The organism is Collinsella aerofaciens, assembly GCF_039752955.1.
In the GTDB taxonomy this organism is placed as follows: Bacteria; Actinomycetota; Coriobacteriia; order Coriobacteriales; family Coriobacteriaceae; genus Collinsella; species Collinsella aerofaciens_BI.
Genome location: NZ_JBDMHB010000013.1, coordinates 42,677 through 46,689 on the forward strand (window position 1 = coordinate 42,677; position 4,013 = coordinate 46,689).

General features: G+C 61.0%; 3 protein-coding genes. All 3 read right to left on the bottom strand.

Going from position 1 to position 4,013, the window contains the following annotated elements:
- Window positions 1-1,099: RNB domain-containing ribonuclease (locus ABHR75_RS04710; protein WP_346963771.1), on the bottom strand; the 1,099-nt coding region annotated here is incomplete at its 3' end.
- 135 nt (window positions 1,100-1,234) lie between these two features.
- Window positions 1,235-2,155, bottom strand: a complete 921-nt coding sequence (gene ftsX / locus ABHR75_RS04715; RefSeq protein WP_022094243.1) for a permease-like cell division protein FtsX — start codon at window positions 2,153-2,155, stop codon at window positions 1,235-1,237.
- Window positions 2,142-3,362: a cell division ATP-binding protein FtsE gene (ftsE, locus tag ABHR75_RS04720; RefSeq protein WP_022094244.1), complete on the bottom strand. Its 1,221-nt coding sequence runs from the start codon at window positions 3,360-3,362 to the stop codon at window positions 2,142-2,144. The genes ftsX and ftsE overlap by 14 nt, the downstream gene beginning before the upstream one ends.
- Window positions 3,363-4,013 lie beyond the last annotated feature (651 nt).

The window sequence follows — 4,013 nt, forward strand, 5'->3', positions numbered from 1 at the left end:
ACGCAAGACCGCGCTCAAGCGCTTCCTCGCGCGAGGTCTCGGCAGCCGCAACATCCTCGGCTGCACCCTCCAGCACCGAATACTCAACCGCGCCGGCACGCACCAGCAGCGCCTCGGCGCCGTCATAGTCCATACGCACACGCGAGCGAATCACGCTGGGATACGGATCGTAATGCCGCACGCGACCCTGCGCATCGAGCTCGATATCGACGGTAAACGCAAGACGGTCCTCGTCAGGGCGAAGCGAGCACAGGTCACAGGACAGGCGTTCGGGCAGCATGGGAAGCACGCGATCGGCCAGATACACCGATGTCGTACGATGGCGAGCCTCAAGATCGATATGCCCGTCCCAAGCCACATAGTGTGAAACGTCGGCGATATGCACACCCAGCTTGTAGCCACCCTCGGGCGTACGCTCCAGCGAAATGGCATCGTCAAAGTCGCGCGCGTCGACCGGGTCGATCGTGATGACAAAGCGGTCGCGCAGATCGCGGCGGAGCGGGTCCTTAAGCGCCGCGGACACATCGAGCGAAAGCCCCTCGGCCTCGTCCAGCGCGGCCTCGGGATAGCTATCGGTATAGCCGTAACGCGCCATCACATATTGAACGCCCAAATCGGGCGCGTCATCTCCGCCAATGCGGCGTTCAATCGTCACGGTGCCCGATTCCAGGCGCGTCGGGTAGGTCAAAATGTGCGCGACAACAGCATCACCCGGGTGGACGCCCAGACGATCCGCCGAGGTATCCTCGGGCAGAATGAAGAAGTCGGCCTTCAGACGCGAATCGAGCGGCTCAATCACACCGAGCGGACCGGCGGTCTGGTACGTGCCCACCACGCTTATGGCTGCACGCTCAACCACGCCCTCGATCACGGCGCGCCGCTCACCGTGCGGGCTGTTCTTAATGCTCACGGCAACGGTATCGCCATCCATGATCTCGCGCTTACCGCGGCCCATGACCTTGTAGTCGCCATTCTCGGTTATGACATAGGCACTGTGCTCATGGAGCTGCACGCGCCCGGTCAGGCTCGGACGGCGTTCGCTGCGCACCGGCCCGCGCTTATTGCGAGCTCCACGCTTATGCTTGTTATTGCGCCCCATGGCGCCTCCTAACTATCGATTGCGAACTCCAAAGAGTCTACCCAAATGATTCGCTTTCCTGCCGTCCCCTAGGGATCAAAAAACGGGCCGCCCCATAAGAGACGACCCGTTGGAAGGGATGAATTCCAGGCATGCCTACACGCGCAGGTAGCGGCGCATGGCGATGGCAGAACCAAAGAAACCGATAATCACGCCGACCAGAATCAGCGCAGCATAGGTCACCAAGTAGTACTGCATCGGCAGGGCAAACGACATCCAGCCGATGCTCTCCTGCAGACGCGGAATCATCAGGTTGCGCAGCAGCTCCAGAACGCCGATGGAAAGCAACGAGCCCAAAATGGCCTGTAGTACGCCCTCGGTGATAAACGGGCCGCGAATGAAGCCGTTGCTGGCGCCGACCAGACGCATAATCGCAATCTCACGACGACGTGCCGTGATGGATAGGCGAATCGTGTTGTTGATGAAGATGAAAGCGATAAAGGTCAGAAGGCCAACGAGCACCACGGCGGCGATGCGGATGTAGTTGGTCACCTGGAACAGGCGGCTCACTGCCTCCTGGCCGTACAGCACGCTCGCGTTGACGTCGCCGTCATCCACGATCTTCTGGAAATCGGCATCCTTCTTGAGCTTCTCTGCCGTGCTCTCGACCTTGGACGGATCGTCCATCTCAATAGCGAAGGAAGCCGGCAGCGGGTTCTGGCCATCGAGCGCGCTCATGGTGGCGTCGGCGTTGCCCGACATCTTGCTCGAATACTCGGCCTTCGCGTCGTCCTTGTCCTTATAGGTCACGGACTTGACGTTGCTCCACGTCTTAAGCTCGGCCTCAAAAGCCTGAACATCAGCCTGATCGGCGTCATCACTAATGAAGGCGTTGATGACAACCTGATCCTCGACGGTGCCGATCACGGAGTTCAGCACCGCGGAGCCCATAATGAACAGGCCGATGATAAACAGCGAAAGGAAGATCGTGATGACGGCGCCGAGCGAGGTAGTCCAGTTACGGAAGAAGTGGCTGATTGCCTCTTTGAAGGAGTAGCCCACGTTAGTTGGTGCCATAGTTGCCGTAACCTCCCCTCTCCTGGTCGCGGATGACGTGGCCGCCCTCGAGGGCGATCACGCGACGGTGCATGCTATCGACCATCTCGCGGTCGTGCGTGGCGACGATCACGGTGGTGCCGGTGCGGTTAATACGCTCAAGCAGCTTCATGATGCCCAGCGAGATCGCCGGGTCGAGGTTGCCCGTGGGCTCGTCGCAGATCAGCAGCGGCGGACGGTTGACCATAGCACGGGCGACGGCAACGCGCTGCTGCTCGCCACCGGAAAGCTGGTCGGGCAGCGAGTCCATCTGATCGGCCAGACCGACCAGACGCAGCACCTCGGGCACCTGGCTGCGAATGACGCCCTTGGGCTTGCCGATGCACTGCAGGGCAAACGCCACGTTTTCGTAGGCGGTCTTTTGCGGCAGAAGCTTAAAGTCCTGGAACACGGCGCCAATCTGGCGGCGCAGGAACGGAACCTTGCGGTTCTTGATCTTCATGAGGTCCTGACCGGCAACCAGGATGCGGCCGCTCGTCGGCTTGACGTCGCGGTTGAGCGTCGACAGCAGCGTGGTCTTACCCGAGCCGGAGTGACCGACCAAAAAGACAAACTCGCCCGGATAGATCTCGATGTTGATGTCGTCGAGTGCAGGCTTGTTGGGCTGTGCCGGATAGATCTTGGTGACATGCTCCATAAGGATGACGGGCTCGACACCGGCCTGCTTGGCCATCTTCTTGCGGCTGGCCTGCGGATCGATGGGCGCAAACACCGACGTAAAATCGGGGTTGTTGAGCGCGTTATCGAGGCTTGCGACCTCGGCTGCCTGATCGCTCTCGACCACCGGGGCAGCAGGCTGCGTGGGGTCGGGAATAGCGGCAAAGAGACCGGACTGCGCAGGCTGAGGAGCCGGCGTCGCAGGGGCCAAGGGGTCGGGAATGCCGGCCATGGTAGGCTGCGGCGTGGCGGCACCAGCCTGAGGCTGCTCCACGCGAGCGGTCACGGCCTGAACGGGCTCAAAACCCGCCGTGCCGGAAAGCGCGACATCGCTGGTTGGATTGTAGGCAAAGGGATCGGATGCCGGCTGTGCCTGATCTGCCGGCTGAGCGGGGGCCTGAGCAACAGGCTGGCCCTCTGAATCCGGAGTGGCGAAACGACTGCCCTGGACGCCTGCCTGCGTCTTGGGGGCATCATCGCCCGCACCGGAGGTACGGAAGTGGTTACCCACTGGTGCTCCTTATCGTCGTGCGTTTAAACTACATGAGCGCTTAGTATTTTAGCAGCATTAGCTTTGCTGCACATAAGAAGCATGGCCGTGTTTGGGTCCCTCCGGCCGGACACAGGGTTACTCTCCAAATCGTCCTCGGACATGTCGGAGCCTCCGCTGCGCACTACGTGCGGCGGGGGCTCCTCCGTCCTGCGGAAAGATTTGGAAAGTAACCCTGTGTCCGGCCTGCGGTAACTAAGGGGTCGCCGCGTTTTACTTGGGGTGCTGCATATACAAAGTTGGAAGGGTCTGAATTGCGCTTTGTCGATATATGCCCTTTTCCCTGATGGGACCGTGCTTGAGGGGCGTCTGTTAGCGCCGGGCGATTTTAGCCGCTAATAGTCAAACTATTTTGACCAATCCCGGTCACCGAATAATGGCCACCTTGCCTCCCCGCCGCCACTACGCTGGTGGTGCCAACACGCCGGCGTTAGGAGGACCATTGAGGTGAACGAGAGACACGATGACCTACAGGAGATTATAGACGCGGCGCTCCGGGAGATGGCCGCGGAGGAGGGCCGCGCCGGGCGTGCTCGCCGGCCACACCGGCCTGGTGGACGACCTCCTGCGGAAGGGCGTCACCAACTCGCAGGTGATATTCGAGCGGCTGCT

What these genes read in the sequence shown, in the direction of transcription:
- ftsX (WP_022094243.1), bottom strand. Translation starts at nt 2,155, where the DNA reads ATGGCACCAACTAACGTGGGCTACTCCTTCAAAGAGGCAATCAGCCAC.